Source organism: Neorhizobium vignae (genome assembly GCF_000732195.1).
In the GTDB taxonomy this organism is placed as follows: domain Bacteria; phylum Pseudomonadota; class Alphaproteobacteria; order Rhizobiales; family Rhizobiaceae; genus Neorhizobium; species Neorhizobium vignae.
In genome coordinates, this window is sequence record NZ_JNNU01000005.1 from 402,907 (window position 1) to 427,151 (window position 24,245).

The 24,245-nt window shown below is 63.2% G+C and carries 28 protein-coding genes; 13 read left to right on the plus strand and 15 right to left on the minus strand.

What is annotated here, in order from left to right; all coding sequences use genetic code 11:
* Positions 1 to 72 precede the first annotated feature (72 nt).
* Both GQ59_RS11105 and GQ59_RS11110 read right to left on the minus strand, forming a co-directional pair.
* On the minus strand, positions 73 to 1,203 hold the full coding sequence (locus tag GQ59_RS11105; RefSeq protein ID WP_037081045.1) for an esterase-like activity of phytase family protein: 1,131 nt from the start codon (positions 1,201 to 1,203) through the stop codon (positions 73 to 75).
* A 200-nt stretch (positions 1,204 to 1,403) separates the two neighbouring features.
* A complete protein-coding gene (locus GQ59_RS11110) occupies positions 1,404 to 1,760 on the minus strand; it encodes a hypothetical protein (protein ID WP_037081047.1) in 357 nt (118 codons plus the stop codon).
* Between the two features lie 106 nt (positions 1,761 to 1,866).
* On the opposite strand from GQ59_RS11110, the gene GQ59_RS11115 reads away from it, so the two are divergent.
* Positions 1,867 to 2,079: a hypothetical protein gene (locus GQ59_RS11115; RefSeq protein ID WP_084683124.1), complete on the plus strand. Its 213-nt coding sequence runs from the start codon at positions 1,867 to 1,869 to the stop codon at positions 2,077 to 2,079.
* A 78-nt stretch (positions 2,080 to 2,157) separates the two neighbouring features.
* Here GQ59_RS11115 and GQ59_RS11120 read toward each other — a convergent pair whose 3' ends face one another.
* The 5 genes from GQ59_RS11120 to GQ59_RS11140 all read right to left on the minus strand — a co-directional run bounded on the left by GQ59_RS11120 (position 2,158) and on the right by GQ59_RS11140 (position 7,223).
* Positions 2,158 to 2,358, minus strand: a complete 201-nt coding sequence (locus GQ59_RS11120; RefSeq protein ID WP_037081048.1) for a heavy-metal-associated domain-containing protein — start codon at positions 2,356 to 2,358, stop codon at positions 2,158 to 2,160.
* 108 nt (positions 2,359 to 2,466) lie between these two features.
* Positions 2,467 to 2,898, minus strand: coding sequence for a Cu(I)-responsive transcriptional regulator (cueR, locus tag GQ59_RS11125; RefSeq protein ID WP_037081050.1), 432 nt, complete (start codon positions 2,896 to 2,898; stop codon positions 2,467 to 2,469).
* Positions 2,895 to 5,315: a heavy metal translocating P-type ATPase gene (locus tag GQ59_RS11130; RefSeq protein WP_037081052.1), complete on the minus strand. Its 2,421-nt coding sequence runs from the start codon at positions 5,313 to 5,315 to the stop codon at positions 2,895 to 2,897. Before GQ59_RS11130 ends, cueR begins: the two co-directional genes overlap by 4 nt.
* Positions 5,316 to 5,414: 99 nt before the next feature.
* Positions 5,415 to 6,440: a helix-turn-helix transcriptional regulator gene (locus GQ59_RS11135; RefSeq protein WP_037081054.1), complete on the minus strand. Its 1,026-nt coding sequence runs from the start codon at positions 6,438 to 6,440 to the stop codon at positions 5,415 to 5,417.
* 351 nt (positions 6,441 to 6,791) lie between these two features.
* The gene (locus GQ59_RS11140; RefSeq protein WP_037081055.1) at positions 6,792 to 7,223 is read right to left on the minus strand and encodes a winged helix-turn-helix transcriptional regulator; all 432 of its coding nucleotides are present in this window, start codon (positions 7,221 to 7,223) and stop codon (positions 6,792 to 6,794) included.
* An 88-nt stretch (positions 7,224 to 7,311) separates the two neighbouring features.
* On the opposite strand from GQ59_RS11140, the gene GQ59_RS11145 reads away from it, so the two are divergent.
* Positions 7,312 to 8,127, plus strand: a complete 816-nt coding sequence (locus GQ59_RS11145; protein WP_037081190.1) for an oxidoreductase — start codon at positions 7,312 to 7,314, stop codon at positions 8,125 to 8,127.
* 48 nt (positions 8,128 to 8,175) lie between these two features.
* Positions 8,176 to 9,177, plus strand: coding sequence for an NADP-dependent oxidoreductase (locus tag GQ59_RS11150; protein WP_037081057.1), 1,002 nt, complete (start codon positions 8,176 to 8,178; stop codon positions 9,175 to 9,177).
* Between the two features lie 10 nt (positions 9,178 to 9,187).
* Here GQ59_RS11150 and GQ59_RS11155 read toward each other — a convergent pair whose 3' ends face one another.
* Positions 9,188 to 9,649, minus strand: coding sequence for a YcgN family cysteine cluster protein (locus tag GQ59_RS11155; protein ID WP_037081059.1), 462 nt, complete (start codon positions 9,647 to 9,649; stop codon positions 9,188 to 9,190).
* A gap of 186 nt (positions 9,650 to 9,835) precedes the next feature.
* Here GQ59_RS11155 and GQ59_RS11160 point away from each other — a divergent pair, with 186 nt between their 5' ends.
* Positions 9,836 to 12,049 (plus strand): transglycosylase domain-containing protein, encoded by a 2,214-nt coding sequence (locus tag GQ59_RS11160; protein WP_037081062.1) that lies wholly within the window; start codon positions 9,836 to 9,838, stop codon positions 12,047 to 12,049.
* Here the strand turns inward: GQ59_RS11160 and GQ59_RS11165 are convergent.
* The gene (locus GQ59_RS11165) at positions 12,030 to 12,509 is read right to left on the minus strand and encodes a hypothetical protein (RefSeq protein ID WP_152564299.1); all 480 of its coding nucleotides are present in this window, start codon (positions 12,507 to 12,509) and stop codon (positions 12,030 to 12,032) included. The genes GQ59_RS11160 and GQ59_RS11165 overlap by 20 nt on opposite strands.
* A 375-nt stretch (positions 12,510 to 12,884) precedes the next feature.
* Here GQ59_RS11165 and GQ59_RS11170 point away from each other — a divergent pair, with 375 nt between their 5' ends.
* Positions 12,885 to 13,478, plus strand: coding sequence for a DUF1214 domain-containing protein (locus tag GQ59_RS11170; RefSeq protein WP_037081065.1), 594 nt, complete (start codon positions 12,885 to 12,887; stop codon positions 13,476 to 13,478).
* 64 nt (positions 13,479 to 13,542) lie between these two features.
* Entirely contained in the window at positions 13,543 to 14,157 is a 615-nt protein-coding gene (locus GQ59_RS11175; RefSeq protein WP_244447950.1) for a DUF1254 domain-containing protein, read from the plus strand.
* Positions 14,158 to 14,171: 14 nt separating this feature from the next.
* Here the strand turns inward: GQ59_RS11175 and GQ59_RS32340 are convergent, their stop codons facing one another.
* Positions 14,172 to 14,348, minus strand: a complete 177-nt coding sequence (locus GQ59_RS32340) for a hypothetical protein (RefSeq protein ID WP_156376350.1) — start codon at positions 14,346 to 14,348, stop codon at positions 14,172 to 14,174.
* Positions 14,349 to 15,005: 657 nt separating this feature from the next.
* Here GQ59_RS32340 and GQ59_RS11180 point away from each other — a divergent pair.
* On the plus strand, positions 15,006 to 16,046 hold the full coding sequence (locus GQ59_RS11180; RefSeq protein ID WP_084683122.1) for a DUF2336 domain-containing protein: 1,041 nt from the start codon (positions 15,006 to 15,008) through the stop codon (positions 16,044 to 16,046).
* 4 nt (positions 16,047 to 16,050) lie between these two features.
* On the opposite strand, the gene GQ59_RS11185 is transcribed toward GQ59_RS11180, so the two are convergent.
* Positions 16,051 to 16,395: a DUF1491 family protein gene (locus tag GQ59_RS11185; RefSeq protein ID WP_037081067.1), complete on the minus strand. Its 345-nt coding sequence runs from the start codon at positions 16,393 to 16,395 to the stop codon at positions 16,051 to 16,053.
* A 127-nt stretch (positions 16,396 to 16,522) separates the two neighbouring features.
* On the opposite strand from GQ59_RS11185, the gene GQ59_RS11190 reads away from it, so the two are divergent.
* Together GQ59_RS11190 and GQ59_RS32685 are read left to right on the plus strand one after the other, a co-directional pair.
* The gene (locus GQ59_RS11190) at positions 16,523 to 16,858 is read left to right on the plus strand and encodes a GIY-YIG nuclease family protein (protein WP_037081069.1); all 336 of its coding nucleotides are present in this window, start codon (positions 16,523 to 16,525) and stop codon (positions 16,856 to 16,858) included.
* A gap of 126 nt (positions 16,859 to 16,984) precedes the next feature.
* On the plus strand, positions 16,985 to 17,152 hold the full coding sequence (locus GQ59_RS32685) for a Thivi_2564 family membrane protein (RefSeq protein ID WP_007772654.1): 168 nt from the start codon (positions 16,985 to 16,987) through the stop codon (positions 17,150 to 17,152).
* 52 nt (positions 17,153 to 17,204) lie between these two features.
* Here GQ59_RS32685 and GQ59_RS11195 read toward each other — a convergent pair whose 3' ends face one another.
* Entirely contained in the window at positions 17,205 to 17,597 is a 393-nt protein-coding gene (locus tag GQ59_RS11195) for a tautomerase family protein (RefSeq protein ID WP_037081070.1), read from the minus strand.
* A gap of 106 nt (positions 17,598 to 17,703) precedes the next feature.
* Here GQ59_RS11195 and GQ59_RS11200 point away from each other — a divergent pair, with 106 nt between their 5' ends.
* Positions 17,704 to 18,570 (plus strand): LysR substrate-binding domain-containing protein, encoded by an 867-nt coding sequence (locus GQ59_RS11200; RefSeq protein WP_037081072.1) that lies wholly within the window; start codon positions 17,704 to 17,706, stop codon positions 18,568 to 18,570.
* 57 nt (positions 18,571 to 18,627) lie between these two features.
* Here the strand turns inward: GQ59_RS11200 and GQ59_RS11205 are convergent, their stop codons facing one another.
* Both GQ59_RS11205 and GQ59_RS11210 read right to left on the minus strand, forming a co-directional pair.
* Positions 18,628 to 19,569, minus strand: a complete 942-nt coding sequence (locus GQ59_RS11205; RefSeq protein WP_037081076.1) for a peptidoglycan-binding domain-containing protein — start codon at positions 19,567 to 19,569, stop codon at positions 18,628 to 18,630.
* Positions 19,541 to 21,076: a sensor histidine kinase gene (locus GQ59_RS11210; RefSeq protein WP_432762575.1), complete on the minus strand. Its 1,536-nt coding sequence runs from the start codon at positions 21,074 to 21,076 to the stop codon at positions 19,541 to 19,543. Before GQ59_RS11210 ends, GQ59_RS11205 begins: the two co-directional genes overlap by 29 nt.
* Before the next feature lie 465 nt (positions 21,077 to 21,541).
* Between GQ59_RS11210 and GQ59_RS11215 the strand changes: the two genes are divergently transcribed.
* Entirely contained in the window at positions 21,542 to 21,961 is a 420-nt protein-coding gene (locus GQ59_RS11215; protein WP_037081080.1) for a DUF5330 domain-containing protein, read from the plus strand.
* Between the two features lie 230 nt (positions 21,962 to 22,191).
* On the plus strand, positions 22,192 to 22,614 hold the full coding sequence (locus GQ59_RS11220) for a SufE family protein (protein WP_037081084.1): 423 nt from the start codon (positions 22,192 to 22,194) through the stop codon (positions 22,612 to 22,614).
* On the opposite strand, the gene GQ59_RS11225 is transcribed toward GQ59_RS11220, so the two are convergent.
* The gene (locus GQ59_RS11225; RefSeq protein ID WP_051903905.1) at positions 22,598 to 23,218 is read right to left on the minus strand and encodes a TetR/AcrR family transcriptional regulator; all 621 of its coding nucleotides are present in this window, start codon (positions 23,216 to 23,218) and stop codon (positions 22,598 to 22,600) included. The two genes, GQ59_RS11220 and GQ59_RS11225, sit on opposite strands and share 17 nt — an antisense overlap.
* A 154-nt stretch (positions 23,219 to 23,372) precedes the next feature.
* On the opposite strand from GQ59_RS11225, the gene GQ59_RS11230 reads away from it, so the two are divergent.
* Positions 23,373 to 24,134, plus strand: coding sequence for an SDR family NAD(P)-dependent oxidoreductase (locus GQ59_RS11230; protein ID WP_037081086.1), 762 nt, complete (start codon positions 23,373 to 23,375; stop codon positions 24,132 to 24,134).
* The last annotated feature ends 111 nt before the right edge of the window (positions 24,135 to 24,245 follow it).

Here is a 24,245-nt window from a genome sequence, read left to right on the forward strand (position 1 = left end):
GACTTCGGGATACGTCTCAATGCTCCACCTTGCGACAAGGTGGAGCATTCTCTCGAGGCGCGGCCCGCTTCCTCAGGGACGTGTCAGCACCTTGAAGGCAATGAACTGCGTCTTCTGTTCCTTTGAAAAGTTGTTGTCGGAGGCGAAGATCAGCAGGTCGCTGCCATCGGTGCCCCTGGCGAAGGTGACGGCCTCGATATTGTCCGGCTGCAGGCCGATCGCCCGCATGTCGAGGATCTGGGCCTTGCGCACCGGCACGATGGCCGCCGCGGTATCGGCGAGCGAAGGGATGGCCGAGACATCGGTTGCGCCCTCGGTATCGATCATGAACACCTTGATCGAACTGCCGAACCCCTGAGCAAAGCCGCGCTCGACCACCAGCAGGCGGTGGTCGTCCAGGCTTACAATTTCCGAGGCGCCGTTGTCGTTATAGCCCTTGTCCACGGTCGGCGCCTGGGGAATCGGCGCGATCGGATAGACATATTCGGCCTTCGGCCTGCCGGTCGTCGCGTCGTAGCGGATCATGCGGGCAAGCGTTCCGCGGGTGAGCCCGGAGATCGGGCCGTCCTGGAAGAGCGCCGATTCGACCTCCACCATCAAATCTCCGCCGGACAGCGTGGCGAGCCCCTCGAAGGCGAGGTTGTCGCGGACGCCGGCGGACTTGTCGGCGGTCGGCATAAAAGCCTTGGGAAGCTCGAACTCGCGTACGAAGGCGCCATCCGGGCCGGCGACGCGCACGAACGGCGGCAGGAGTTGCTTCACGTCGCCCTCGCTCGACCAGTAGATGCCGTCCTTGCCGAGGCGGATCGATTCCGGATCGACGCTCTTGGCCGCGAAAGCCTCGCCGTTTTTGTCCTTCAGGGTGACGGTCCTCACCACTTTCACATCGGTGATGCCGGCGGCGCTCGCTTCGATCGAAAGCTCGTAGAACCGGGCGGGCGCCCGTTCGGAACGGTCGTCGGAAATGGCGATGTAGCGGCCGGTCGCCGGATCGTAATCAAGACCGGACAGGCCACCGAACTCGACGCCGTTAAACAGCGTGCCGGTCGGGATGGTATATTCGCCCACGAAGGACAGGCCGATGGCCGCCTTGCAATCACCGAATGGGCAAGGCGTTGCGACCGTCACGCCGGGCTCGGCGGCCTGGGCTGCGGGTGCGAAGAGGATGGCGAGGGCAACGGTCGAAAACAGCGCTTTGAGCATGGGGAGGTCCGGCAATTCGAGGCGGGTGAAAAACGAAGACCCGCCTCATGAATGGAGGCCGGTCCCGCAGGCTACCTCTTCTTTGCACGCGCATTTTGCGGACGTGTAACGCGCGGCCGTCAGAATGTTGAATTTTTCATGACGGGCGGTGTGGAATGGTTGGTTGGGTCACGGTTTGGCCGTGGCCTGCCCGGCGAGGCTTAGCTCGGAAAAAGCTCGTTGCAGCGCCGAGCGAAATTGGCGACGAGGCTCGCATCCTTTTTGGCCAGAAGAGACAGCTTGGTGACATGCTCCTGCATGTAGCCACGGGCCTCCTCCTTCGTTCGGCCGAGCTTCTCAAACTCGGATTCAGCTCGTCGCGACAGATCATCGAATTTCGATTTATACCCGACAGCCCGGGCTGTTTCGCCCGATTGGCCGTATGCCTCGGCCAGGATCACAAAGATTGCTCCACACTGGAACGGATAGTCGCTATGCTTAGGGCTTTCCTGCATCTGAGCCTGGCCAAGCGTGCTCACGGCAACGAAGATCAGCGGCGATAGAATGGCTCTGGCCACATCAATTGTCCTCAGTTGCGGTCAGGACCCGACACTACCCCTGGCGAAAGGAGAAGCCCGATCTTACATCGGGGAAAGAAGGTACTCGCGAAAGTTGATCTTGGCCATGACGCAGGAAAAACGAAGACTTGCCGGAAGGCTGCTCTGGCTGTTGGAAATCGTCTGGACTGTTTCGATCATGTCCATGGCGACCGCCGTTGGGGCCCATTTCGGCTGGCAGAACCACGGACTTGACGGCGCGCTCGCGCTTGGATTTGTCGGCCTTGTCGCCGGCATGTTCCTTAGCTCACCATTATTTCTCCTGCAGGTGTTGAATTGAGGTCCTTGCGAAGCTGATCTGCGATGGTTGCGCGAAGGTTTTCAACGCGATGGGCGCGATCGGCCAGACAACTTCCCCTCAGACCGCCGCCCGCTCCGGCGAATACCCCGCCTCCCGGATCGCCTCTTCGGCCTTCGCCGCATCGCCCTCAATCACCACCCTCTTGGCCGTCAGGTCGATCGCCACCGCCGCACCCGGCAGGGCTTCCGCCAGCGCGCCGCGGACGGTCTTTTCGCAATGGCCGCAGGTCATGTCCGGCACGGTAAAAATCGCAGTCATCGGAATCTCCTTGTTCGACAGGTTTGTTGTGCAGCTTCCCACGGAGGGAAGGTCAAGGGGTGTGGCAGGCATGTCAGGCGGATGAGGAGCATTTCCAGCGCAAAATTTTCAGGCACGAATTTTCTTCCCCACGACCCCATCCCCCACCGCCCCATCCCCCGCCAGATCGTCAAGGATCGGGCAGTTGGGGCGGTTGTCGCCGCCGCAGCAGTTGGCAAGGTGTTTCAGCGTTTTCACCATGCCCTGCATCTCGGCGATGCGTCGTTCGAGATCGCCGATGTGGGTAGTCGCCACCTCCTTGACGGCCGAGCTTTCGCGGCTCTTGTCCTGCCAGAGTTTCAGAAGCGTCTCGGTTTCCTCCAGCGAAAAGCCGAGATTGCGGGCGCGCTTGATGAAGCGCAGGATATGCACTTCCTCCTGGCCATAGACCCTGTAATTGTTGCCGGTGCGGCCCATCGGGCGGATCAGGCCGATCTCCTCGTAATAACGGATCATCTTGGCCGAAACGCCGGACGCGCTGGAGGCTTCGCCGATATTCATCTTGTTTCTCCAACTTTCACGGCCTTCAGCCGCAGCGCGTTGCCGAGCACGAAGACGCTCGACAGCGCCATGGCGCCGGCGGCGATCATCGGCGACAGCAGCCAGCCCAAGGCTGGGTAGAGCACGCCGGCCGCGACCGGCACGAGCGCCACGTTGTAGCCGAAGGCCCAGAACAGGTTCTGCTTGATATTGGTCATGGTCGCGCGGCTCATGGCGATGGCCGAGACGGCGCCCGACAGCTCGCCGCCGACCAGAACCACGTCGGCGCTTTCGATCGCCACGTCCGTGCCGGTGCCGATGGCGATGCCGATATCGGCCTCGGCGAGCGCCGGCGCGTCGTTGATGCCGTCGCCGACGAATGCGAGCTTTTTCCCGCCGGCACGCATCTCGTGGATCGCCTTCACCTTGCCTTCCGGCAGGACCTCGGCCACGACCTTCTTGATGCCGACCTGGCGGGCAATCGCCTCGCCGGTGCGGCGGTTGTCGCCGGTCACCATGGCCACTTCGACACCCATCGCCTGCAGCGCCCTGATCGCGTCGCGGCTTGAAGGTTTGAGCGGATCGGCAACCGCGATCACGGCGGCCAGCTTTCCGTCGACAGCCGCATAAAGCGGCGTCTTGCCTTCGTCGCCAAGTCTTGCGGCTGCTTCCGCAAACACCTCAACCGACAGCCCCAGCTTTTTCATGAATCGGTCGGCGCCGACCGAAATCTTGCGGCCACCCACCTCCGCCTCGATACCGTAGCCGGTCACCGAGGAGAACTTTTCCGCCTTCGGCACGGTCAGACCCTTGGCTTCTGCCGCCTTGACGATCGCTTCGGCGATCGGGTGTTCCGACTGCGCCTCGACGCTTGCGACCAGCGCCAGCACCTCGTCTGCGGCAAAACCTTCAGCCGTCGCCAGATCGGTCAGTTCAGGCCGGCCCTTGGTGACGGTGCCGGTCTTGTCGACCACGACCATTTGGACATTGCGCAGTTCCTGCAGCGCCTCGCCCTTGCGGAACAACACGCCGAGCTCGGCCGCGCGGCCGCCGCCGACGACGATCGAGGTCGGCACGGCAAGCCCCATGGCGCAGGGGCAGGCAATGATCAGCACGGCGACCGCATTGGCCAGCGCATGGGCGAGCGCCGGTTCGGGGCCGACGAATAACCAGACGGCGAAGGTGAGAACGGCCAGCACGATCACCGCCGGCACGAACCAGGCCGTCACCCGATCGACCAGCCCCTGGATCGGCAGTTTCGACCCCTGAGCCTGTTCGACCATGCGGATGATCTGGGCCAGCATCGTGTCGCGGCCGACCTTGTCGGCCCGGAACCGGAAGGCACCGGTCTTGTTGATCGTGCCGCCGACGACCGTGGCGCCGGCCGCCTTTGCGACCGGAAGCGGTTCGCCCGAAATCATCGATTCATCGACATTCGAGGAACCATCGATCACGGTGCCATCGACCGGAATGCGCTCGCCCGGCCGGATTACCAGCACGTCGCCGGCGACCACCTGTTCGGTGGGGATATCCAACACCTTGCCGTCGCGTTCGACGCGGGCGGTCTTTGCCTGCAACCGGCTGAGCTTCTCGATCGCCTCGCCGGTGCGGCCGGTGGCGCGCGCTTCGAGCAGCCGTCCGAACAGGATCAGCGTGACGATCACCGTCGCGGCCTCGTAATAAACGAACCGTGCGCTCTCCGGCAGCAGGTCCGGGGCAAATGTCGTCACCAGCGAATAGCCATAGGCGGCCAGCACGCCCACCGCGACCAGCGAATTCATCTCTGGCGCGCCGCGGAAAAGCGCCGGCAGGCCAAGCTTCGGGAAGCGGAAGCCCGGACCAAAGACGACCACCGTCGCCAATGCGAAATAGACATAATAAAGGTTCTGCGTCTCGATCACGCCCATCAGCCAGTGGTGGAACGGATCGTAGATGTGGCCTGCCATTTCCAGCACGAACAGCGGCAAGGTCAGCACGAAGGCGATCACCAGGTCGCGCTTCAGCACGCCCTCCTCGCCCTGGTGCATATGCATATGGTCATGCCCGCCGGCATGGCCCGGCTGGTCGTGCCCCATGGCGGCGTGATCCATGGGCTCGTGGCTTTGCGGGCCGGAATGGCCGTGGTGATGCCCGTGTCCCGCATGTGCAGCCTCGGCGGCCGGCGGTATCATTCCCGCCTCGCGCATCGCATGGTCCATGGCGCCCGGCGGGATCTCGTAACCGACCTTCCGGATCGCCTTTTCGAGGTCTCCCGGCGAAAAGCCCTCGGCCGATTCCACCGTCAGCTTCTTGGTTGCGAAATTGACCGCGCTTTTCTCGACGCCCGGGACTTTCGCAGCTGCATTTTCGACACGGCGCACGCAGGAAGCGCAGGTCATGCCCTCGACGGGAACGGTGAAGGGCTCGGCTTTGTGGATCGGTTTGACGGTCTGGTTCATGGACGGACCTCGCTTTCCCGCCCTATGTGGAGCTTCCCATCATGGGAAGGTCAAGGGATGAATTGCCTTTTCCTTGCGGCGTATCCCGGAAGACTGGTCCTAATCCTCTCTTGCGCCACCGCCGAAGCTCGGCGCATGCAGCCCCGAAAGCAGCAGCACCAGCTCCGCCTGGCGGGCGGTGCCGGTCTTCAGCATGATCTTCTTCAGGTGCGAGCGGACGGTTTCGAGCGAGATGCCGAGTGCCGCGGCGATCATATCCGGCGTCTGGGCCATGGCGATGCCGCGTGCGACACGGGCTTCGGCAGGGGTGAGATCGAAGAGGCCGCAGAGCACCCGCATGTCCGGCGGGCCGACCTGCCCCACCTGGGTGACGGCGAGCACCGCCATCGAACGGGAGAAGATGTCGCGGGCGGCGCGGCGGACCGGCAGGAGATGCAGGATCAGCGGCGCCGCCCCGTCGCGTCCCGCCATCGGCAGAGACTGCACGGCCGGCGAAGCCTGCGCCTTGTAGTGCTCGATCGCATCCTCCAGCAGGGCGTTGGCGCCGGTCCCCTCAAGCACCAGCCGGTCGCCGGCACCGCTGCGGATGCGCGGGCTCAAGTCCTCCATTTCCGGGTTCATGGCGATCGTCTGGCCGCCGTCGCCGATCACCGCTGCCGGCAGTCCCAGCATGGACAGCGTTTCGGTCATCGAGCGCGCCTCGTTGAAGGCGAGCCGCGACGAGATGTAGGCCGCACGGGCGAGATGCGGCTTCAACAGGTTGAGTCGCGCCAGCTGCTCGTCGGAGAAGTGCGTCAGGCCCTTGGCCCGCATCATGCTGATGACGACGACATGACCGGTCGGCTCCTGGAACGCCCAGCCTGCTTCCCACTCCATCCCGTAGGGCAGGAGGAATTCCCGACGGATCGGGTCGTCCTCGAATTCCTGGCCGCTCATGATGTCGATTTCCCGGGCGAAGGAGAAGGGAAAGCGCTCCATGCCGCGGGCGGGCCGTACATTGTTGAACCTGTGCTCGCTCCTGACGAACTCGGCAAAGGCGTCGGCGATATTGGGAGTGGTGACGTAACGATGATTGCCGCTGCCGTCGATGGTGAAGATCGAGGCGGTGCTGGATCCCGCCGCCATTGCTATCCTCTCGCAAGTTTCCGTCCAAAGCTCAGGAACCAGAGCTGCCTCATAGAGGCGGTCTGCCAGCGTGCCTTCTGCATTCATCTAGGTGCCATCGAATGAATTCGGAATGAATCTTGATCGTCACCTTAATCTTAGCGTTTCTGCACGCCCGGGCATACTGGTAGAATTACCTGAAAAACCTGCGGGCCCCGGATTAACTTATGTCATTGACACGTAATAAACCCATGCTTCGAGAGGCTTCCTGCACGTTCCTCGCTCGCCGGTTTAGCCTCAAGTCCTGGCGATCCGGCATCGCGCGTCGCCGGCTACAGGATGCAGGGCCGGGCTTTCAACCGGAGTTGCGGTTCACTCGGATAGGGCGGTCCGGATAGGACGCGTTCCGATCGGCGCGGCGGTCGTGCGGTCGATGGTGACCGGATCGATCTCCGTTCCGGTCTCTGCGTCGAAGAACCGGATGACCTTGCCGCCGCCGCGATGCTTGCGGCCCCACGCGCCGATCGCAAACAGAACCGGAAGAAAGTCGCGGCCGGCTTCCGTCAGCACATACTCGTCCCTTGGCGGGCGGTCGGAATAGCGGCGTTTCTCCAGAAGCCCCTCCTCGGTCAGGCCTGAAAGCCGTCCGGTCAGCATGGTCGGCGCAATGCCGAGGCTCTTGCGAAACTCGTCGAAGCGGGTCAGCCCCGCATGGGCGTCGCGCATGATCAGCATGCTCCACGCGTCCCCCACAAGCGCCAGGCTTCGGGCGACTAGGCAGGGCTGGTCGGAAAGTTTTTTCATGTCGATATCTTTTTAGTAGTGACTTGATACGGATTTGATAGTAACTGATCGCTCAACGATATTCCATGACAAAATGAAAGCGGAACCGATGAGCAAGAAAAAACGCGGCGTCGCCCTGGTTACGGGCGCCTCCTCAGGAATAGGACTGGTGACGGCGCAGGCGCTGCGGCGGGATGGCTATCTCGTCTTCGGCACCAGCCGGAGACCGATGCCGGACACGGTGGACGGGGTGACGATGCTGATCTGCGACGTGACCGACGATGCATCCGTAAAAAACGCCGTTGGCGAGGTTCTGCGCCGCGCAGGGCGGATCGATCTTCTGGTCAACAATGCCGGGATCGGGCTGCTTGGCGGCGCGGAGGAATCCACCGCGGAACAGGCGAAGTCCCTGTTCGACGTGAACGTGTTCGGCATCATCCGGATGACAAATGCCGTCCTGCCCGTAATGAGGGGCCAGCAGCGGGGCCGCATCGTCAACCTGAGTTCGATACTCGGGCTGATCCCGGCGCCTTTCAACGCTCTTTATGCAGCGACCAAACACGCCGTCGAAGGGTATTCGGAGTCCCTCGACCATGAAGTGCGAACCCAGGGCATCCGCGTCGTGCTTGTCGAGCCCGGCTTGACCCGCACCGCCTTCGAGGAGAACCTGACGCGCGCGGACCGCCCGCTTTCCGTCTATGACAAGGTTCGCGGCGACGCGGAGCGGCTGATGCGCGAAGCCGTCGCGACGGGAAATGCACCGGAAGTGGTCGCCGAAGCCGTCCTCAAGGCCGCCAATGCGGCATTGCCCAAACGCCGCTACACTGCCGGAAAAATGGCAGGACAGGTCCGCTTCATACGTCGCTTCCTGCCCGAAACCATCGTCGACAAGAACCTTCGGAAGTTCAACGGGCTCCCCGCCTGAGCATCCATCGCAGGCCCGACGGCCACTACGGAAAAGGAAGTCAGTCCGATGAAATCATTCCTGATCGATCGCTATCGCAAAGGCGGCGCCCTGCGGCTCGGCGAAATACCCGAGCCGGCATTGCGCGACAACGACGTCATGGTGGAGGTTCATGCCGCCGGCGTGAACGCCCTGGACAACAAGATCAGGGACGGAGAGTTCAAGCTTGTCCTGCCCTACCGCCTTCCGCTGGTGCTGGGCAATGACGTGGCAGGCGTCGTGGTCCGGGTCGGGGCGAATGTCCGGAAGTTCAAGCCTGGAGACGAGGTCTATGCACGCCCGGCCCAAGATCGCATCGGCACGTTTGCCGAATATATCGCCATGGACGAGGCCGATGTAGCGAGAAAGCCCGGCAATCTCACCATGGTGGAGGCGGCATCCATGCCGCTTGTCGCCCTGACGGCATGGCAGGTCCTTGTCGAGCGGGCCAACCTGCAGAAGGGGCAGAAGGTCCTGATCCATGCCGGCTCGGGCGGCGTTGGCACCATCGCGATCCAGCTCGCCAAGCATCTCGGGGCCCATGTGGCGACGACCACGAGCACCGCCAATGTCGCTCTCGCGAAAAGTCTCGGAGCGGACGTCGTCGTCGATTACAAGAAAGACGACTTCGAGAAGGTGCTGCAGGGCTACGACGTCGTGCTGAACAGCCTGGGTAAGGATACGCTCGAGAAATCCCTGAATGTATTGAAGCCGGGCGGCAAGCTGATCTCGATTTCCGGCCCGCCCGATGCGGATTTCGCCCGGCAGAACGGCTCCGGCTGGCTGCTTCAACAGGTCACGCGCCTGCTGAGCTTCGGCATCAGGAGAAAAGCGGGACGCCGGAAGATCGGCTATTCGTTCCTCTTCATGACCGCGAACGGCAGCCAGCTCGCACAGATCACCTCGCTGATCGAGGCAGGTCAGATCCGCCCCGTGATGGACCGGGTCTTCCCGTTCGACAAGACCAACGAGGCACTGGACTATGTCGAAACAGGCCGCGCGAAGGGGAAGGTCGTCATCGCGGTGAAGTGATGTCGCCTTCTCAGCGTTCCTCGCCCACCGTCAGCGGCCAGTCGACCACGTAGTCCTCGAAATCTTCCACATCGACCTCGTTTTCGCTGACCGTGCGGCCGCGGGCGGAGATGCCGGCATGGTGCACGGTGTCCGGATCGCCCGATACCAGCGGGTGCCACCAGTAGAGGTCCTCGCCGTCGCGGATGAGGCGATAACCGCAGGTCGGCGGCAGCCAGGCGATCTCGTTGACCGTGGTGGGGGTGAGCTGGATACAGTCCGGCACCTGCCCCTGGCGGTGCTGGTAATCCTTGCAGCGACAGGTCTCCCCGTCGAGCAGCCGGCAGGCGACCGAGGTGAAGACGACGTCGCCGGAATCCCAGTCCTCGAGCTTGTTGAGACAACACAGGCCGCAACCGTCGCACAGGCTTTCCCATTCATTTTGGGTCAGCTCGTCGAGCCGCTTGGTTTTCCAGAAAGGTTCGTCGGTCATCGTGGGTATCACATTTGCGGCAGAGCGGAACAAATCCGGACATCTGCATTTTATCTGTTGCGATTTTGATATCGCGCATCAACCATTTGTCAGCTAAAGCTGATTAACGGTGAGAGGCTAGAGCTCTTGATCCCTCCAAGGGACCGCGTCAAGCACAACTCATCGAAAGGGCGGGGAATTCCGAAGGTGCAGGACGAGCCAAAGTCATCAGGCGACCGGCCGCGCGGCAAGCGCCACCTGCTGCTGCGCATCGATTCCTGGATCGATTCCACCGTCTGGAATCTCGGTTTCCGGCTTGGCGAAATCTGGGAGGAGATCACCATCTTCTTCCGTCGTTTTCGCGTGCGCGGCTGGAAACGCCTCGGCTTCGAACTCGCCGGCGAGGCGATGACCTTGGGCACCGCGGGTTTCGTGGTGCTCCTGGCGCTCGCCCAGCCGGCGTTCGAGGAAACCCACGAGGATTGGCGCAATCGCGGCGATTTCGCCGTCACCTTCCTCGACCGCTACGGCAACATCATCGGCCATCGCGGCATCATCCACGAAGACTCCGTGCCGATCGACGAATTGCCGGACCACCTGATCAAGGCGGTTCTGGCGACCGAGGACCGTCGCTTCTTCGACCATTTCGGCATCGACTTCTTCGGCCTTGCCCGCGCCATGAGCGAAAACGCCAAGGCCGGCGGCGTCGTGCAGGGGGGCTCGACGCTCACCCAGCAGCTTGCCAAGAACCTGTTCCTTACTAACGAACGGTCGATCGAACGCAAGATCAAGGAAGCCTTCCTGTCGCTGTGGCTGGAAGCCAACCTCTCCAAGAAGGAGATCCTGTCGCTCTATCTCGACCGCGCCTATATGGGCGGCGGGACGTTCGGGGCAGCGGCTGCGGCGCAGTTCTATTTCGGCAAGAACATCACCGAAGTGAACCTTGCCGAATCCGCCATGCTCGCCGGCCTGTTCAAGGCGCCGGCCAAATATGCGCCGCATGTCAACCTTCCGGCCGCCCGCGCCCGCGCCAACGAAGTGCTTTCCAACCTCGTGCAGAGCGGCCTGATGACCGAAGGCCAGGTCATCGCGGCCCGCCGCAGCCCGGCAACCGTCGTTGACCGCGCCGACGTCAAGGCGCCGGACTATTTCCTCGACTGGGCCTTCGACGAAGTGCAGCGGCTGGCCTCGGCCGGCAAGTTCCACGAACATTCGGTCATGGTGCGCACGACGATCGACATGGGCCTGCAGCAGGCCTCGGAATCGGCGGTGGAATCGAGCCTTCGCGAATATGGCGACAGCTTCAAGGTCAAGCAGGGCGCTCTCGTGATGATCGAGAACGGCGGGGCCGTGCGCGCCATGGTCGGCGGCCGCGACTACGGCGAAAGCCAGTTCAACCGCGCCGCCAAGGCGCTCCGCCAGCCGGGTTCGTCCTTCAAGCTCTATACCTATTCGGCGGCGATGGAGAACGGCTTCAAGCCGGAATCGACGATTTCAGACGCGCCGATCACCTGGAACGGCTGGTCGCCACAGAACTACGCGCGCTCCTACAAGGGCAAGGTGACGCTGCTGTCGGCCATGGCGCAATCGCTCAACACCGTGCCGGTCAGGCTCGCCAAGGACTATCTCGGCACCGACGTGATCGTGAAGACCGCCAAGGCCTTCGGTGTCGAAACGCCGCTCAGGAAGGACAAGACCATCCCGCTCGGCACGTCGGAAATGACCGTGCTCGACCAGGCGACCGGCTACGCCGTGATGCCGGCCGGCGGCATGGAATCGCGCCGCCACGGCATCGAGCAGGTTCTCGGCTACGGCGGCGACGTGCTCTACGATTTCAACCGCGACGAACGGCCGGCCACGCGCGTGCTCTCCGAGCAGGCGACGTCGTCGATGAACCGCATCCTGACGCAGATCCCGGTGATCGGCACGGCCCGCCGGGCAGCACTCGACGGCGGCATCGTCACGGGCGGCAAGACCGGCACCTCGCAGAGCTATCGCGACGCCTGGTTCATCGGATTTACCGGCAATTACACGACCGCGGTCTGGTTCGGCAACGACGACTTCACCTCGATGGACAACATGACCGGCGGTTCGCTGCCGGCCGCGACCTTCAAGACCGTCATGGACTATGCCCATCAGGGGATCGAACTGCGTGCCATTCCCGGCATCGACAATCCGCTGCCGACCGGCGACCACAAGGGCAACGCCGTTGCCAAGAAGAAGGATGGCACCGTCGATACCGGATTGCAGGCGCTCATCCGCCCGCGTTCCCTGTCGGCCGAATCCACCCGCCTGCTGCGGCAGATCGCCGGAAAGCTGAAAGAGGCCGGCCGGCTCGGGCCTGCGCCCGCCAAGGTCGCCGACAAGACCGCGACGGGATCGCTCGCCGAGGCAACGGCCGTCAGTTCCAGAAAGCCCTGAACCCCTGGCTTCCGAGTTTGCCGCGCACGGTCGCGGCAACGCAGAGCGCGGTCACGCCTTCGTGCAGGCCGCCTTCGGTCAATTTGCCGAAGGCGATCCGGTCCCGCTCCGACAGGCCGCCGCCTGCGTGCGAAAGCCAGGCACGGAATTCCGCGCTGCGCTCGGCCTGCCCCACTTCCTGCCCCATCAGGTCGAAAAAGCGGATATAGCTGTCGACCGCGAGGGTCTTGACCGGCGGGCTCGTCCAGCCCTCCCGCGCCGGCTGGGGAAGGCAGATTTCGATACCGTCGACGATGGCGCGGCGCGCTTCCGTCGGCTGGCTTTCGGTCAGCGTCATGAAGTCGAGGGAAATGTCCTTCGGGGTCGAAGGCCCCGGCACCGGCTTCAGGTGGTAATAGGCACCCGAAAATCCCGCAGCCACGGCGATCAATGCCCCGGTCGCCATCATCCATGTTCTCATCGTCTCTGCTCCGGAAGGTCGTCGCAGACACGGTAGCCAAGGAATGAACCGGGCAAGGCACAGGCCGTTTTTAGTCACAGGAACCGCGCGAAACAACCTTATCAAAAGGTTAACCCTTTGAGCAAAGCTGTGCGGGAATGGCACGCAACGGCCTTGAGTGACCGATCCCGGCACAGGCAGCGGGCTTCCCGCCGTCGATCCAGCGGGATAGGAGGAAGGGTGGCCGGCGATTCTCGCAGGATACGCGGGGGAGCGATTCGCTCGGCGCCGGAAGCCATGAGGCGAGCGTGCCGGAAAGACACAGCCCACCCATTCCTTCCCACTAGAATCAATGCTAACCCTCTGGGATAGCTGTCCGAGGGCCAAAGCAAACCCGTGTTCCGTGTTCCCTTCCTCATCGCGATCGCGCTCACCATCGCCTTCGGCGGCGGGATATGGTCCACCCTTGTGGCACTGGATGCCACGATCGGTTTCGGTGCGATCAAGCTCGGCTCGTGGGAAGCCTTTCCTGACGCGCAGACCGCGCAGGCGGACCCTTACGCGAAGTCGCACCGGGCCAGTGCCGGCAAGCTCATCTACGCGAGCGCCGAAGGCCTCTCCTTCATCGCTTCGGTCGACCAGGCCGGCGAGCGGCTGACCGGAAACTGCTCCTATCGCCTCACCGGCCACACGCCGCCGGCGCGTTTCTGGACGCTGTTTGCCGCAGCCCCCGGCGCCGCCCCGCCCTCGGCGCAATCGGACCTGCCGACCGCGCTCAATTCCCGCATCGTGCTGCGCAACAGCAGCAGCGACGGCGGTTTCGACATCGCGATTTCCGCAACCGCCAAGCCCGGCAACTGGCTGGCGGTCTCGACGCCCGGCGTGTTCCGGCTGACGCTGACGCTGTTCGACACGCCGACGGCCGGCAGCTCCGGCCTGATCGACCTCACCATGCCGCGCATCAAGAAGGCCGGGTGCGGCAATGTCTAGAAGCCTTGGGTTCGGAAGTCCGCGATTTAGACGTCTGTGGTTCAGAAACCTGCGCGCGCGAGGCTTGGGATCCGGGGATCTCGCGTCCCAGAAGGCCGGATCCCGGGGTTTCGCGCTGAAGGTTCTGCTGGCGGTGATCACCGGGCTCGTCGGTGCGGCGCTGCTGCACCTTATCATCGTGCTGGCGCTGCCCGAATTCAGCGAGCGCGACGCCTATACGCGAGTGCTGGCGGAAGGCGAGATCTATCGTTTCTACCGCTTGAGAGAAAAGCCGGATCGCGCCGGGCTTTCCAAGGACGATCCTTTCGTCGATGCGGCGGTCTGTGCCTTCGATATCTCGGAGGGGCCGGTGAGGCTGACGGCTGCCAATGGCGGCGTGCCCTTCTGGTCGCTCGGCGTCTACGACCAGTCCTCCAACGAGGTGTTCAGCATCAATGACCGGACGTCGGCCGGCGGCGTGCTGGATGTGGTGATCGCGTCGCCGATGCAGCTGACGGCATTGCGCAAGGCGCTGCCGCAGGCGGTTTCGCAGTCGATCCTGGTGGAAGCACGGGCGGAGGAGGGATATGTGGTCTTGAGAAGTCTCGTCCCGCAACCGAGCTTTGCGGGTATCGTGTCGCAATTCCTGAACCAGGCTACCTGCGCACCCTTCGAATGGCGCTCCCGAAGCCGGTTCTGATCTTCGTTTGCCGACTATTCGGCACGCACCGCGTGGTTTTCAGCCTTGCAGTCGCCCAGGTCTTCGAAACGTTCGTATCGCACGCCGGTGAACAGCAGAAGCTGCCCGGCGTTCTCGCTTTCGCCGATCTTGATCTGCGGCCGGCGCTGATTGTCACTGCGCCATCTGTTCAATACTACGATCTCTGCCATGCTCGTCTCCGTTTAAGGAATTCGAGACGGATGAAGACGGACCGATCTCACCCTGCCCTCTCCCAAGGGCCTGACGCTTCCCGAGACAGAAGTCCGGGCATCCGCGCCTTTCTCGCCTGTGCGCCTTGTTCGAAAGCGCAACGACATTTCGACATTAACGGCCGGTTCCGCCTGAACCGGCCGTTATCGGGAAGGTCCCAGGGACGCGGGGCCATCCGGCATTCGAACGCGGCAAATACGCGCCGGTTACCGCTGGATTCAGCCAGACCACCGTTAACAATGTCTTACTGCTAATATAGCACTTGCTACCGGTGCATGTCTGTTGTCCGACCCCAAAACGCAGAAGCGCCGGTTTGGTTCACAGCCTTCGCAGGCGTCGATCAGACCCGCAATTCTGGCAGAAACAGCGACACTGCAAGAAATGACCGGCGTATCGAAACGAACCATTTTCACAGACCGTTAACCCTCCAAGAGTTAGCATCCGGTTAAACCAAGGCGACCCCATTCTGCAGATGTTCTCACAGCTGCGTGAGCGGGCGGCGCGCCACCGGGAGTTTCCCAGGCAAGGTACGATGAGAGCGCCAGGCGAGCTTTTCCGGCACACCTGATCGGCGTTCGGCACTCCGGATTTGTTTTGCGTTGATTGCGAGTTTGCCAGTGACGAATGAGTTTCGAGACCTTGAAAGGCCCCAGGCCATGCGTAAGAAGGATGTGGTGCTGATGGCCACGGTGACGAGCTTCGAAAGTCTTCCGTACCCTTCGCGGTCGGAGCTTCGACAGTTCGCCGAGCTCTTCGCCCCCCTGTTTTCCGCATCGTCCGAGGAGGCCCGCCGCGATGCGGTCGCAGCCCTCTCGCAATGCAAGACCGTGCCGCCGGCCGTCGCCTTCTTCATCGCCAGCCAGCCGATCGCCGTTGCAGCCCCGTTCCTGACCTCCTCGACCTGCCTTTCCGACGATGCGCTGATCGCCATCGCCCGCACCCAAGGGGAAGCGCATGCCCGCGCCATCGTGCGCCGCGAGGCGCTGTCGCCGACGGTGATCGACGCGCTGGTCGGGCTTCGCCACGACCGCACCAAGCGCAGCGATGCGCCCGAAAACCTCGAGGCACTCATGCCGCGCAGGCCGACGCCGGAAATGATCGACGAGGCCGAGCGCAACACGCGCGACGAACTCCTGCGCAACCGCATCAAGGCGCTTGCCGGCCATGTCGACCGGCCCGCCGCAGACCGGTTGGGCTTGCGCAATCTGTCGCCGATCCAGGAGGCGCTGCTCGTCCGCTTCGCCCGCAACCGCGAGACCGGGCTGTTTGCAACCGTGCTTGCCGACACGCTTTCCGCCAGCCACTGGCTTTCGGAGCGGATCATGCTCGACATTTCCGGCCAGCAGCTCGCGGCGACGCTGAAGGGCCTGGCCATGGAAACGGACGATGCGCTGTTCATCCTGCAGCGGCTCTACGACCATCTGGGCGCGGAACAGGACGGCGTGACACGCGCCGCCGCGCTCTGGGACGCGCTCGACGAGGACGAATGCGGTAAACGAGTCGAAGCCTGGCGCCGCGCCGACAGCTACACCTACCCGGAACAGCAGCATCAGCCGATGTTTGCCGACAACCGCGCGGAGGACAGCCGCCAACCGCGTGTGATCCGCACTACCGCCAGCGCCCGCAAGCCGCTCAACGGCCTCTACCGGGCGCGCTAAAAGCCTAGCCCGGCTTCACCACTTCGAAAAGATCGGCGACGTCGTCGATCTCCAGTTCCAGCAGCCAGAGATCCGGATCGAAGCGCATTTCGCGCGACAACATCTCGCGGATGGCTTCCGGCTCGGACCGTTCCGCCCTCACCTCGAATTTGCGCCCGCCGTCGTCCTCGTCGCCGAAGAAATTCTGCGGTGCCGGCGCATAGAGCGTTTCCAGGCCGTCGCGGAAGCGCTGGCGGATGAAGATCGCGCCCGCCGCCTCCGCACCCTTCTTTTCAACGGCTGCAAAACCGCCGAGCCCGAAGACGCGGCGGATCATGGCGGAGACGACGATTTCGGATTTCAGGCGCATTGCCCCCTCTTACGGCGCTTCGGGACCAAGCGCAAACTTGCCTCGCTACAATTTTACCCGGATACAACTATTGCCATAATATTACCCGGGTGATATTAGCCGAACCTCCACCAGGGAAGGCAAGGACATGAACACCATCGACAGGAAAGCGGCGATCTCCGCCTACAAGGAACGCAAGGCTCCGGCCGGCATCTATGTCATCCGGCTGGCTCCGACCGGGCAGACATGGGTCGGCCGGGCGGGCGACCTCGACAAGATCCAGAACCGCATCTGGTTCACGCTCCAGCACGGCAGCCATGGAAACAAGCACCTCCAGGCAGCCTGGAACGCCAACCGTGCGGAGGATTTCGTGCTGGAGCGGCTGGAGGAGATCGACGAAGAACTGACCGGCTATCTGCGCGACCGGACACTGAAGGACCGCCTCATCCATTGGGCTTTCGAACTCGGCGCCGAAACGGCATGAGGTTATCCGGTGGAAGTCCCTGAGAAGAAAAGAGAAATCGCGATGCCGCGCCCTTTCCTTTCCCCGAATGCACTATATTTACACATAGGGTGCCGCACGGCACTGTCATGAAAAGGAGTTTGGGGCTTGGCTACTTCCGCATTGATCAGCATTCTGATCACCTTCCTGGTGATCGTCCTGGTTCTCTATCTCGTCGCGCGCCTGCCGATCGACGGCCGGGCAAAACAGATCGCGCAGATCATCATCATCATCATCGGCATCATCTCGCTGCTGAAATATCTCGCCGTCTTCTGAGGCAGAGATGCGCCCGGCCATGCCGGGCGCGATCCAACCGGCGGGATGAGGATCACGCCGTCATAGCATTTGTACGCCGGTATTCCTGGGTCACCCCGCCGAAACCCCAGGCGTCCGCCTCGACCTCGCGGACGATGACATAGGTTGCGGGCGGTATCCCGCCGAGGCTCTGCTTCAAAAGCGCATCCATCGCCTCGATGAAACGCTTCTTCTCCTCGGCCGTATTGGTGCCGAGCGTGACATTGGCCTCCACATGCGCGGCCACTTCCAGCGGCTCGCCGCCGACGGTCCAGCCGGATAGATCGACCTCCTCCACCAGGACCGCCGTGACCTCGCGGCGCTTGCGCATGATCGTGTTCATCAGCACCGTGGTTTCCTGCTGCAGCCGGCGCTTTGCTTCCGGCTCGATCTTTCTGCCGGCGATGATGACGTGAACGAAGGGCATGATGTTCTCCTTTTCGGATTTCTGTTGACGCCGTTATCTTCTCCTCGCACAATCATTTTGAAAATCATGAAGTTCCAAACGCACACTTTTGCGACACTCAACGATCATGCTGCCCGTCAATCTCGATATCGATACATTGAGGAGTTTTGCGCTTGGCCTGGAGCTCGGCAGTTTCGCCAAGGCCGCCGACCGGCTCGGCCGTTCGCCTTCGGCGATCAGCCTGCAACTGAAGAAGCTCGAGGAACAGGTGGGAGAAACCCTGCTGCAGAAGCAGGGGCGTGGGCTTGTCCTGACCGAAGCAGGCGAAATCCTGCTCGGTTATGCCAAGCGTATCCTGGAGCTCAACGACGAGGCGCGCGCGGCGGTGCGCGGCGTTGGCAAGCTCGAAGGCTGGGTGAAGATCGGCGTGCCGCAGGATTTTGCCGAAACCTGGTTGCCGGACCTGCTCGGCCGTTTTTCGAAGATCCATCCGAAGGTGCGGGTCGAGGCGCGCGTCGACCGGGGTGTCGCGATGGTGCAGGCGATCGACAAGGGCGAACTCGACGTGGCGCTGACCTGGGGCACGCTCGCCAGCCCGCGGGCTGAAATCGTCGCAAGGCGGGAGATCGCCTGGATCGGTCCGGATGGCTTCCGGCATATGCCGGGAGAAGCACTTGCGATCGTCGCCTTCGATCCGCCCTGCGCCTTCCGCAAGGCCGCGATCGACGCGCTCGACCGCAACGGCATCGCCTGGCGGCACGCGTTCGCCAGCCCAAGCCTTGCCGGCCTCTGGGCAGCGGTCACCGCAGGGCTCGGCGTCACCCCCCGGATCGTCGAGGGCAAACCGGCACAGCTTGCCGCGCTTGATGCGAAAGAAGCGGGACTGCCCGATCTCGGCGCGATCGAGCTTGCGCTGCACGTCGCCGAAACCCGCCTCGCCCCACCTGCCGAAGAGCTGAAGCGGCTGGTGCTGGAAGCAGTTGCGATGCGTTGAGCGGCGAGCTCTCACCGCTGAAACATCGAAAATTCGGGAGATTGGGAGCGACGGCGACTACAGAGCGCCGATCGACTTCAGCTTCTTCAGTACCTGTTCGTCGGGCTCGCCGGTCTCGGGCAGGCGGTAGTGGCGCTGGAAGCGGCGGATGGCCGCCTTGGTCTGGGCGCCGGCGACACCGTCCACCCCGACATCCGCATAGGCGATATTCGACAGGCCGCGCTGGATCTGCAGCACGAGATCGCTCGACTGGACGGGCGCGTTCGGTTGACTGGTCGCGTTCGGCTTCTGGGAGACGGGCGTCGCCGCGGGCCGACCGGAATTCGGGATATTGGCCGGCGGCGTCATGGCCGGTTTGCGCTCGGAGGCGCGGATTGCGGCCGCCACGGGATCTTCGCCACGCGCATTGACACCTTCGGTCGAGCGAACCGGAGAAACGGGCTTCGGCGGCAGGGCGGCGGATTGAACCGGCCTTGTCGGTGCGGCAGGTGTTGCCCTTGCCGTCTCGGCCGGCTTCGGCGTCGCGGGCGCCTCATGGGGCGTTGCCGGCTGGGCGGCGGCCTGCTGCGGCTGGGGGCGCGGGATCGGGGCGACGACGGAAGGGGCGGCCGGCATAGGCGCAGACGGCACGGCCGTCTGTGCGGGCGCGGCCGCGGGTGCTGCGGCCGGAGCCGGCGCTACGACGCTCGGGTCGGCCCGCTCGATCCGAAACGTGGTGACATCGGCGGGTGCGGTGCGCCTTGCCGGGCGATAACCGGCGATCTGATTCGGGTTCTTGGAATCGCGGGTGGCGAGGAACGGGGATGGATGGCCGCCCGGCTGATACCAGAGCGCATTGGCCGCGACGAAGGAGAAGACGATGCCGAAGGCAGCGCAGCCGAACAGGGTCTTCGGCCGGCGCGCAACGGCCCGCGCTCCCGCCAGCAGCAGGTTCGACAGAATGCCCGGTTGCTTGACAGGTTTTTTCCTGTCAGGCGATTTTCGCTTCCGCGCGGTCATCGATAAAATCCTGTTCGTCCATCATGGCCGCATGCCGGGCTGCCCTCAGCCGCGGCGGGAATTCGACTTTTTCCTCCCGGGAGTCATCCCGTTTTGCCTCGACGCCCGAACCGTCTGCCGGCAGGGAGATCGTCACCACGGTCCCCTCGCCCGGACGGCTGGCGATCGCAAAACGACCGCCGTGCAGCGCCACCAGACCTTTTACCAGAGAAAGCCCGAGACCGGTACCTTCGTAGGTGCGGGTATAGGCGTTTTCCACCTGCATGAACGGCTGGCCGATATATTGCAGCTTTTCCGCCGCGATGCCGATGCCGGTATCGCTGACCGAAATATTGACGTGATCGCCCTCGAGCACGGCGTCGATCGACACGACGCCGCCGGGACCGGTGAACTTGATCGCATTGCCGGCGAGATTGATGAGGATCTGCTGTACGGCGCGGCGGTCAGCGATGACTTCGCCGAGCCCGCGGGGGGCGCGGCTGGTGAGCGTCACGCCCTTTTCGCGGGCGGTCAGATCGAGCATGGCACGGCAGGTTTCCACGGCTTCCGCGATGGCGAAGGGTTCGGCGAGCAGCTCGTAGCGGCCGGCCTCGATCTTCGACATGTCGAGCATGGTGTTGACGACGGAGAGGAGATGGCCGCCGGACTGGCGGATCAGCCCAACATATTCGCGCTGGCGGTCGTTTTCGAGCCTGCCGAAATATTCGCCGGCGAGAACATCTGAAAAGCCGAGAATGGCGTTGAGCGGCGTGCGCAACTCGTGGCTGACGGCGGCGAGGAACCTCGACTTCGCCTCATGGGCGGAGCGCGCCTCGGCGACATTGGCCGCGGCTTCCAACCGGAGCTGCTCTTCTTCCGAAATGTCGCGCGCCTGCGCCATGACGTAGAGGAGCTCCCCTTCACCGTCGCGGATGGCGGTCATGTCGAGACGGACCGACAGGAACTGGCGGCCGGCCGCCGAGAACGGCCGCTCGATGCGGATATCGGCAACGGCGCTCGGCGCACCCTGTCGCAGCATGTCGAAAGCCTGGACGAGGCCGATCCGGTCGGACACGTGGACGCGCTCGGCAAGCGGCTCGCCGGCGGCTTCACGCAGGCCTGCGGGAAACAGATGCTGATCGCGGCCGCCGGTCTTCACCAGCAGGCCATGCGGATTGAGAATGAGCGACAGGCCCGGCATCGCGTCGAAGGCAGCGTCTTCCGGCGGGGGCGCAGCAACGGAGGCAACGGCATGGCGCGGAAAGGCGAAGGAGGCGGCGACGGCCAGAAGGAAAAGCGACAGAACCAGCGCAACGCCGACCGGCAGGGCCAGCGCAGGCGGCAGGAGCAGAGCAAGCGCGGGCGGCACGGTGACGAATGCGGCAAGGCCACAGAACGCGAGCCGGCGGAACTGGGCAATTTCACCGGGACGTGCGGTGTCGCCCTCGCCGAGGCGCGTCAGCCAGCGGCTTGCGGTCTCGTCGACCAGCATGACCGCCTTTCCGGCAATGTTACTCAATACGCGCACGCAAAACCCTGCACAGACTCGTTTATCGAAGCCGACAATATGCCCCCGTGGCTTAAGGAAAGGATAAAAGCAGGGGGTGCCGGAGGTCCCGCAATGGGCCAAAATCCGGCTTTGGGACAGAAGGGCCAAGCCTTCTGAGCTTGTGGTTAACGCGACGTAAGCGGCGGATTTGCTTCGATTTTTCCCGATGTGTTAACCTTTGTGGCAAACCGGCGCCTGACAAAGCCCGGGGTTTCAGGCGCACCGCCGCAATTATGCTTAACATCGATCGCTAAAATTCGATTCAAGTTCGCGACAAAGACGCTGCAAATGCGGATATTTCGCATTTTAAGCAAATTTGCCGAAAAACCGAACGATCCCGTCAAAGCCATATTTGCTTCCCGGCGGTACAACCATGTTCAAGACCGGCACAGATCCGGCGGCCCGCCTCAAGACCCAGGAGCGGGAAAAACAGGTGGATAAACGATGTGGTTTCTCATCAAGGGAAGTATGTGGTTCGCGGCGGTGCTGGTAGTGCTTTCCTACTTCAGCAGCAAGCCGACAACCGAGACCGACGGGCTTTCGCCCCTGCAGGTCAGCAACGCATTTTCGGCTGCGACCGAAGCCTATCAATATGTAAGCGCCATCTGCACCGAAAAGCCTGAGGTCTGCGAAAAGGGTGCCGAGACCTTCTCGGCGCTCGGCACCAGGGCCAGGCAGGGCGCCCAGGTCGCCTTCGAGCTGCTCGACAAGCAGTTCGGCGACAAGGGCAAGGAGACCGCGGTGTTCGCCGATCCGGAACCGACGCCCTTCCCGGCCAGACAGGCCGAAACGGCAGCCGCTACAGGCGCCGATACGATCTTCACCGGCACTGTGCCGGTCCCGCAGAAACGGCCGACCCACTAATCCCGCGCACCAGATGGCGCGCCAACTCGACCTTATACCGGACGTCACATCCGAGTTCGAATTTCAAAGCTTGCACCGGGCTCTCAATGCCACGGTTCCCGGTGCCTGATCTGCCTGCCCTGTCATTCAGCATTTGCTGACGCCGTGAGGATTACCCCTCACGGCGTTTTTTTGCTTTTTGTCCAGGCATGCAGTGCCTATATGGAGCGGATAGAAGAACCGGAGCGCTTATGGCCAGCCTCGAGAAGATCATCGAAGATTTCGAATACCTCGACGAGTGGGAAGACCGCTATCGTTACGTGATCGAACTCGGCAAGGCGCTGCCGGACCTTTCCGACGACAAGAAGACCGCAGAGAACAAGGTGCAGGGCTGCGCGAGCCAGGTCTGGCTGGTCAGCCATCTCGGAGACGGCAGCGCCGACCCGGTGATGACCTTCGAGGGCGATTCGGACGCCCATATCGTGCGCGGCCTCGTCGCCATTGTGCTCGCCGTCTATTCCGGCAGGACCGCCTCCCAGATCGCCGCCACCGACGCGATCGAAATCTTCGACCGCATCGGCCTGGTCGAACACCTGTCGTCCCAGCGGGCCAACGGGCTGCGTTCGATGGTCAAGCGCATCCGGGAAGAGGCAAGGATCAGGGCTGCGGCCTAACGCGCAAATCCCCCTCCCCCTTGCCCGCGGGCCATGTGGCAAGCGCCTGCTCGGCAACGGCCTCCAGCGTCTCGCGGCTGAAGCCGGCCTTGGCCTGCACCGCCATGCCGTGAAGAACGGCCATCAGGAATGCCGCAAGCGTGTCGGGCCTGGCCGTCTCCGGCAGGTCACCCTCGGCCTTTGCCCGCTCGAAGCGTTCGCGAAGCTGCGCCTCGGCTTCGACGCGCGCCTCTATCAAGGCCTGCCGAACGGGCTCCGCTTCATCCGATCCCGCCAGGACACCCTGGATGCCGAGGCATCCCGTATGGTCGGGAAAACGGGTGGTGAGATCGATTGCACCCTGGAGAAGGTGCGCCGCAACCTCGCGCGCCGTCGGGAGCTGAAGTGCCGCGGGAACGTAGTCCACATAGCGCTCGTAGTAGCGCGCAAGGACCTTGCGGAACAGCGCTTCCTTGTTGCCGAACGCGGAATAGAGGGCCGGTCTTTCGACACCCGCCGCCTCGGTCAGGTCGGCATAGGAGGCACCTTCATAGCCCTTGCGCCAGAACACGCATAACGCCGCGTCGAGCGCCTTCTCCACGTCAAATTCGCGATGGCGTCCCATCAGCTCTGCTCAACCTTTTTCATAATGACCGTTATTAAAGCCCTTGACCGGCACTGTCAAATTTCATACCGATCGTTATCGTAACATACGTTATGAAATTAGGCGCCGCCCGACAGGATCGAGCGGTGCCTTGGCGAATAGGGAAAGGATAGTCATGTCCAACATATTCAAGGGGAAGGTCGTCCTCATTACCGGCGGCTCGCGCGGCCTTGGTGCCGCGACGGCGGAGGCGTTCGCCGATCACGGAGCAGACGTCGCGATCAGCTACGCCGCCTCGGCCGACAAGGCGAAAGCCGTCGTCGAAAAGCTCAGGGCAAAGGGCGTTCGCGCGATTGCGGTCAAGAGCGACCAGGCCGACCTTTCTTCCGCAAAGCCGCTGATCGACAGCGTGATGGCGGAATTCGGCAGGCTCGACATCCTCGTCAACAATGCCGGCATCGCCATCCAGGGTCAGATGGTGGACGATCCGGAACTCGACGGGGACAACTACAATCGCCAGTGGCAGGTCAACGTCCTCGGCACCATCGCCAACACCCGCGCGGCGGCGCAAAAGCTGACCGACGGCGGCCGGATCATCTTCGTCGGCTCCCTCCTCGGCTCCTACGTCCCCTTCCCCGGCGTCGCCGACTATACCGGAACGAAGTGGGCGCTCGCCGGCTATGCGAAGGGCATTGCGCGCGACCTTGGCCGGCGCAACATCACCGTGAACGTGGTTCAGCCGGGAATCATGCCGACGGACATGGCCGCGGACGTTGCCGGCGAGCTTCCGAACCGTGACGCCATCCTCGACATGCATCCGATCCGCCGCATCGCAACCCTCGAGGAAGTGGCGGAAACCATCTGCTTCCTGGCCGGACCGCATGCGGGCTACATCAACGGAGAAACCGTGAATGTAGCCGGCGGTCTCGGGATCTGAGCGTCGAAGCCCGGAGCTCAGGACCACGCTTTTGATCGACGCCTGCCGCTTCGGGCTGGAAGCGGCAGGAGAGCGCTTCACGCCGTCAAGGATGATGTCCCGAGAGGTGGT

Excerpts from the sequence above, each read along its gene's own strand:
- GQ59_RS11105 (WP_037081045.1), bottom strand. The coding sequence starts at position 1,203 with ATGCTCAAAGCGCTGTTTTCGACCGTTGCCCTCGCCATCCTCTTCGCA.
- GQ59_RS11115 (WP_084683124.1), top strand. The coding sequence starts at position 1,867 with ATGACGCAGGAAAAACGAAGACTTGCCGGAAGGCTGCTCTGGCTGTTG.
- GQ59_RS11120 (WP_037081048.1), bottom strand. The coding sequence starts at position 2,358 with ATGACTGCGATTTTTACCGTGCCGGACATGACCTGCGGCCATTGCGAA.
- cueR (WP_037081050.1), bottom strand. The coding sequence starts at position 2,898 with ATGAATATCGGCGAAGCCTCCAGCGCGTCCGGCGTTTCGGCCAAGATG.
- GQ59_RS11130 (WP_037081052.1), bottom strand. The coding sequence starts at position 5,315 with ATGAACCAGACCGTCAAACCGATCCACAAAGCCGAGCCCTTCACCGTT.
- GQ59_RS11135 (WP_037081054.1), bottom strand. The coding sequence starts at position 6,440 with ATGGCGGCGGGATCCAGCACCGCCTCGATCTTCACCATCGACGGCAGC.
- GQ59_RS11140 (WP_037081055.1), bottom strand. The coding sequence starts at position 7,223 with ATGAAAAAACTTTCCGACCAGCCCTGCCTAGTCGCCCGAAGCCTGGCG.
- GQ59_RS11145 (WP_037081190.1), top strand. The coding sequence starts at position 7,312 with ATGAGCAAGAAAAAACGCGGCGTCGCCCTGGTTACGGGCGCCTCCTCA.
- GQ59_RS11150 (WP_037081057.1), top strand. The coding sequence starts at position 8,176 with ATGAAATCATTCCTGATCGATCGCTATCGCAAAGGCGGCGCCCTGCGG.
- GQ59_RS11155 (WP_037081059.1), bottom strand. The coding sequence starts at position 9,649 with ATGACCGACGAACCTTTCTGGAAAACCAAGCGGCTCGACGAGCTGACC.
- GQ59_RS11165 (WP_152564299.1), bottom strand. The coding sequence starts at position 12,509 with ATGAGAACATGGATGATGGCGACCGGGGCATTGATCGCCGTGGCTGCG.
- GQ59_RS32340 (WP_156376350.1), bottom strand. The coding sequence starts at position 14,348 with ATGGCAGAGATCGTAGTATTGAACAGATGGCGCAGTGACAATCAGCGC.
- GQ59_RS11185 (WP_037081067.1), bottom strand. The coding sequence starts at position 16,395 with ATGCGCCTGAAATCCGAAATCGTCGTCTCCGCCATGATCCGCCGCGTC.
- GQ59_RS11190 (WP_037081069.1), top strand. The coding sequence starts at position 16,523 with ATGAACACCATCGACAGGAAAGCGGCGATCTCCGCCTACAAGGAACGC.
- GQ59_RS11195 (WP_037081070.1), bottom strand. The coding sequence starts at position 17,597 with ATGCCCTTCGTTCACGTCATCATCGCCGGCAGAAAGATCGAGCCGGAA.
- GQ59_RS11200 (WP_037081072.1), top strand. The coding sequence starts at position 17,704 with ATGCTGCCCGTCAATCTCGATATCGATACATTGAGGAGTTTTGCGCTT.
- GQ59_RS11205 (WP_037081076.1), bottom strand. The coding sequence starts at position 19,569 with ATGACCGCGCGGAAGCGAAAATCGCCTGACAGGAAAAAACCTGTCAAG.
- GQ59_RS11215 (WP_037081080.1), top strand. The coding sequence starts at position 21,542 with ATGTGGTTTCTCATCAAGGGAAGTATGTGGTTCGCGGCGGTGCTGGTA.
- GQ59_RS11220 (WP_037081084.1), top strand. The coding sequence starts at position 22,192 with ATGGCCAGCCTCGAGAAGATCATCGAAGATTTCGAATACCTCGACGAG.
- GQ59_RS11225 (WP_051903905.1), bottom strand. The coding sequence starts at position 23,218 with ATGGGACGCCATCGCGAATTTGACGTGGAGAAGGCGCTCGACGCGGCG.
- GQ59_RS11230 (WP_037081086.1), top strand. The coding sequence starts at position 23,373 with ATGTCCAACATATTCAAGGGGAAGGTCGTCCTCATTACCGGCGGCTCG.